The following is a 5057-nucleotide window of genomic DNA, read 5'->3' as shown; positions in this document are numbered from 1 at the left end:
GTGTATAATGGCGAATAATTAAATTATTGAATTCTTTTAAGGTTAATTGAAACCCCAATGGAAAGTGTTTTTATCGTCGTTGCTATTCTGGTGATTTTCTTTGTCGTCATTCAGAAGCGCTATCTTAAACAAGATGAGTTGAAAGACAGCAGTTATAAAAAGAAAGGGGCTTTGTTGAATGCTAAGGAATCGGCTTTTTACAATGCACTGATTGCTGCGGTTGGTCAGCATGGTGTGGTGATGAGTAAGGTGAGTCTAGCGAATGTGATTGTGCCACTTGCTACGGACAAAAAGCAGTGGTTCATTGCTAATAATCGTATTTCGAAAAGCTACTTTGATTACGTTGTTTGTGACCCGCGTACTTTCGAAGTTAGGGTCGCAATTGAATTGGATGATGGTAAAGAGCTCAACAAAGGTAAAGTCGACCGACAGAAGTTGCTAATGCATACATGTAAATCGGCAGGAATTCCGCTTATTGGGGCCAACATCAAGCATAGCTATCAAGTTGGCCGATTACGCCGTTTGCTAGCCGCTCATATCGATCTCATAGAGCCAGATAAAGAAGTTCGCTTTTGTAAACGATGCGGTAGTCCAATGACAATCAAGATTGCTAGCCAGGGTGAGCACAAGGGCAGACGTTTTTTCACCTGCAGCCGACAACCACACTGTACGTATACTGAAAACTACAATGTCGTGTTCGATGAGGAAGAAAATAGAAGTTAAATTGAGTTATAGCTTAATTCAGATGGACGGCTGCAAACCATAACTTGGTTGCGGCCGTTTTGTTTTGCGCGGTACAACTCTTTATCGGCTTCTCGCAGGACACTTTCTAAGTTGGCGTAGTGGTCACACTGATAGACACCAATACTGACGGTTAATGAAATCGGGTCGCAGTTATCATTAAACTGAAACTGCTCAATGGCATTGCGAATTTGTTCTGCTTTTTCCTTCGCACTATCTACTTCCGTATCATGCAGTGCAATACAAAATTCTTCACCACCGATACGATACACCAAGTGCTCATCGCTTAATCCATCGACTAGTGCGGCAGTCTGAATTAAAACTTTATCCCCTACATCATGACCAAAACGATCGTTGACCGATTTAAAGAAGTCGAGATCGAGGATAAGGAGTGATAGGGGGAGCTTACTGCTTTCGCGGCGGTAACGCACAAAATTGTGGGCCAATGCATGGCGATTATAAACACCTGTTAACGCATCACGTGACGCGAGTTGACCTAAGGAAGTTTCAGAAACGTGACGTTTTACTTCAAATACATGAGATACTAACCAAATACTGATGAAAGCGAGTGAAAAGTTAACGGTCAGAGCAACGCTGCTTAGCGCAGTATGGTCATCTAGTTGAGACGACATAATACTTACCTGACTAACAAAGCCTGTAAAGGTTGCAATAGCACCAGCACGGCGTCCCAAGATTAAATAGAACATAATCGGGTATAGACAGGCCCAGAGGAATCCACCGTACTCTACTGGGGAATTATATGTCATTAAGCTGGTGACGACGATGAGGCTAAATAGGTAGGCTGAAATGAAAGTTTTAGAGATAGTTTCTTTGTAAGCGTGATAGGCGATATAGAGAGAAAATACCCCAAATGCAGTTTCGATATACTGTCTTGGACCATATAGCTGGTTAACGATATTGTAGAGGGCGATAGACGCAGAAATAAAGGCCAGTAGGATACTGAGCCAAAACAGTGCTGACCGGCGTAACTGCCGAGACGGATTAAAAATGTCTAGCTCCATCCTTGTCGCCTTAATCTATAATCTGAGCGTATGCCTAAGCACGAATATGAGATTCATCATATGCCTTTTGTTTTTTGGATCAAGGTCTAATTTGAACTCAAGTCACACAATTGAAGTGCTACTAGGTGCAAAGACCATGTATATTGCGAGTGAGTTCATGTATGTCAATGATTTAAAGAAGAAAAATGATATATTTTGCAAGGTCAAATAATTGAACAGAGTTAATAATAGAATGGTTAATAAGTGAGTTACGCCTCTTTGGAACGCGCGTTTTCAAAGAGGCGTGATTAAGGCGGGTAGTGAGGCTAGCGTAGTTGGAACTGTTTCATTAACCTTTCAAGCCCTTCGAGTTGGTCGACGAGCTGGCTAGTCCTGCCAATGGAAGATTGAGAAGTTTGTGAAGTTTCATCCGCCAAGGTTTTTATATTGACGATATTACTGTTTATTTCTTGAGTCACACTCGCTTGCTCTTCGACGGCAGCCGCGATCTGCATACTGCTATCGGTGACTTGGCTTAACCGTTCAGATATTGAGTCGAGGACACGGCCTGTGTCATCGGCGCGATCTTTACATTGTCCAGTCAACTCAATACCTTGAGCCATTGCTGCGACGGCACGCTCCGCCGTTTCTTGCAAATGACGAATCATGGTGTGAATTTCACCTGCCGATGAACCTGTTTTTGAAGCTAAGTTACGCACTTCATCCGCGACGACTGCGAAACCGCGTCCTGCTTCGCCTGCTCGTGCTGCTTCGATAGCCGCGTTAAGCGCCAGTAGGTTAGTCTGTTCAGAAATAGTGGAAATAACTTCCAAGATGGTATCGATTTTTTGGCTGTCGTGTGAGAGCTGCGTAATGATTTCTTGAGCGTTGCTCAGCTGGGAAGCCATTAAGTTCACCTCAGAGATAGTTGCCTTGATACTTTGTAGTCCCAGTTTAGACTCTTGATCGGCTTCTTCTGCTACAGTCGAAGCCGCCGATGCCGCATTGGCCACCTCATTGATTGAATGAGTTAGCTCTTCTACCGCTGTAGACACTTGCTCGGTTTCATTGCACTGTTGGTCTAAGCTTTGCGCGATAGACTGAATAGTGCCAAATTCATCTTCTGCTGAGATAAGTATTTGCCCAGATGTCTCTGTTGCTCGAGCTGTGATGGCCCTTAGTTCGGCTTTTTTCATTAACAAAGCGAGTTCAATCTGAGAGTAGTCATCAAAGCGACTGGTGTAAGGCTTTTCCATTAATGGGTTGCTATAGGCTTGTTGTGCGATTTTTGATGTATGTGTAAAACGTCGATATTGCATCAAGCCTGTTCCGCTGGCGCACAAGGCAAGGGTGGCTATGATAAACCCCAATAGATTAGGGTTTAGCGCTGCTGAGATAATTGACGCTATGGAGATCGTCAGTGACAAAATTAAAGTGATCAAATGAAACGGTAAGCGGAATTGAGCGGGCTTTTTGTTTGCTTTGAGTTTGGCATAGAGAGATTCAGCTCGCTCGATCTGATCGTCACTCGGTTTAGAACGAACGGATTGATATTCGGTGGTGTTGCCCTCTGCATCTTTAATTGGAGTCACAAATGCGGATACCCAATAATGTTTATCGCTGTTACATTTGTTTTTAACCAGCCCCATCCAGCTTTTTCCCGATTTTAAGTAAGTCCACATTTGGGCAAATGCTTGCTTGGGCATGTCTTGATGACGGACCAGGTTATGTGGGTTGCCAATCAATTCGTGCTGCTGATACTCGGCGATGTCGCAAAAATCTTGGTTTGCATGAGTAATACAACTAGTAGGGTCAGTAGTGGAGATGAGGTTAGCTGCAGCATTGTAATCTTTGTTACGCGTTGAGTCTGTCATAAATCAGTCCGATCGGTTGGCTGCCAGTGTTGGCCGCCTAACAAGCAAATAAACTATGGTTTCTTGATACGTTACATAATGATGTTATCTCCATTGGTGTGGATGCATAAATGACACAAATCAATTGGTTGTGTTTAGTTATCTATAAATAGCTGATTGTCAAAACGAATGGCTCATAAATGAGATTTATTGCAATTCGAGTAAACTTGTATGAGATATGTGTCTTGTCATGTGTGCTGTATAGGTTAGCAAGCTTGTATGGTGGCGATATGTAAATTAAACGGCAGTTAGCAAATGGCGTGAACATAAATGTTCATAACTGAAATAATATTAGTATTGAATAGTGGTTAAATAGTGTTCCTACCCCTTTAGGATAGTTCAATTCTGTAATTGATTTACATCATGTATTAATTTTCTTTCACAATTAACAATTGGCTCAGATAAAGAACCTAACCCCTAGGAAGTATTATGAGCAAGTTGAAGCTGGTCGTGATCGGTAATGGTATGGTAGGACACCGTTACATCGAAGACCTAGTAGAGAAGACAGATGCTTCTCAGTATGAGATTACTGTTTTCTGTGAAGAACCACGTGTGGCTTATGACCGTGTCCACCTCTCTTCTTACTTTTCTCACCACACCGCAGACGAACTATCGCTGGTTAAACAAGGCTTTTACGACAAGCATGGCGTAAACATGTTGATCGGCGAGCGCGCGATTAACGTTAACCGTGAAAAACGTATTGTTCATTCAAGTACTGGTCGTGAAATTCAGTACGACAAGCTGATCATGGCAACTGGCTCATTCCCATTTGTTCCACCGATTAAGGGCCGTGAGAGTAAAGACTGCTTTGTATACCGAACCATCGAAGACCTAAAAGCAATCGAAGCTTGTGCTAAGAAGAGTAAGGTTGGTGTTGTCATCGGTGGCGGTCTTCTTGGTTTGGAAGCAGCGGGTGCATTGAAAGCACTAGGTGTTGAAACCCATGTGGTTGAATTTGCACCTAAGCTAATGGCTGAGCAGCTTGATCAAGCGGGGGGTAATCAGCTTCGCAAGAAAATCGAAAGCATGGGCGTGAAAGTTCACACCAGTAAAAACACGCTTGAGATAGCTCCTGAGGGTAAAGAAGCGCGTAATGTCATGCGTTTTGCAGATGGTACAGAGCTAGAGACTGACTTCATTGTGTTCTCGGCAGGTATCCGTCCACAAGACAAACTTGCTCGTGAGATGAAGCTTGATGTCGCTCCTCGTGGTGGTATTGCTATTAACGACTTCTGTCAAACATCGGATGAAGATATCTACGCAGTAGGTGAGTGTGCCTCTTGGAATGAGACTTTCTATGGTCTAGTTGCTCCAGGTTACAAAATGGCAACGGTCGCGGTTGATCATCTGCTAGGTAACGACAGTAAGTTCGAAGGCGCTGACATGTCTGCCAAGCTTAAGC

The 5057-nt window shown here is 43.4% G+C and carries 4 protein-coding genes; 2 read left to right on the top strand and 2 right to left on the bottom strand.

What is annotated here, in order from left to right; all coding sequences use genetic code 11:
* Positions 1-57 precede the first annotated feature (57 nt).
* Positions 58-723, top strand: coding sequence for a DUF2726 domain-containing protein (locus QTO00_RS14625; protein ID WP_331425450.1), 666 nt, complete (start codon positions 58-60; stop codon positions 721-723).
* Here QTO00_RS14625 and QTO00_RS14620 read toward each other — a convergent pair.
* A complete protein-coding gene (locus QTO00_RS14620) occupies positions 720-1763 on the bottom strand; it encodes a GGDEF domain-containing protein (protein ID WP_331425449.1) in 1044 nt (347 codons plus the stop codon). The two genes, QTO00_RS14625 and QTO00_RS14620, sit on opposite strands and share 4 nt — an antisense overlap.
* A gap of 305 nt (positions 1764-2068) precedes the next feature.
* Positions 2069-3616, bottom strand: a complete 1548-nt coding sequence (locus QTO00_RS14615; RefSeq protein WP_331425448.1) for a methyl-accepting chemotaxis protein — start codon at positions 3614-3616, stop codon at positions 2069-2071.
* Positions 3617-4084: 468 nt separating this feature from the next.
* Here QTO00_RS14615 and QTO00_RS14610 point away from each other — a divergent pair.
* The coding region (locus tag QTO00_RS14610) for an FAD-dependent oxidoreductase (RefSeq protein ID WP_331425447.1) at positions 4085-5057 on the top strand (973 nt) is incomplete at its 3' end.

The sequence above is a fragment of the Vibrio sp. M260118 genome, assembly GCF_036533755.1.
Taxonomy (GTDB): Bacteria; Pseudomonadota; Gammaproteobacteria; order Enterobacterales; family Vibrionaceae; genus Vibrio.
The sequence above is the reverse complement of the archived record's forward strand: the minus strand, read 5'-3'. Positions and strand labels throughout refer to the sequence as shown.

Bases quoted from the DNA above. Each gene is read 5' to 3' on its own strand.
- QTO00_RS14625 (WP_331425450.1), top strand. From the start codon at position 58: ATGGAAAGTGTTTTTATCGTCGTTGCTATTCTGGTGATTTTCTTTGTC.
- QTO00_RS14620 (WP_331425449.1), bottom strand. From the start codon at position 1,763: ATGGAGCTAGACATTTTTAATCCGTCTCGGCAGTTACGCCGGTCAGCA.
- QTO00_RS14615 (WP_331425448.1), bottom strand. From the start codon at position 3,616: ATGACAGACTCAACGCGTAACAAAGATTACAATGCTGCAGCTAACCTC.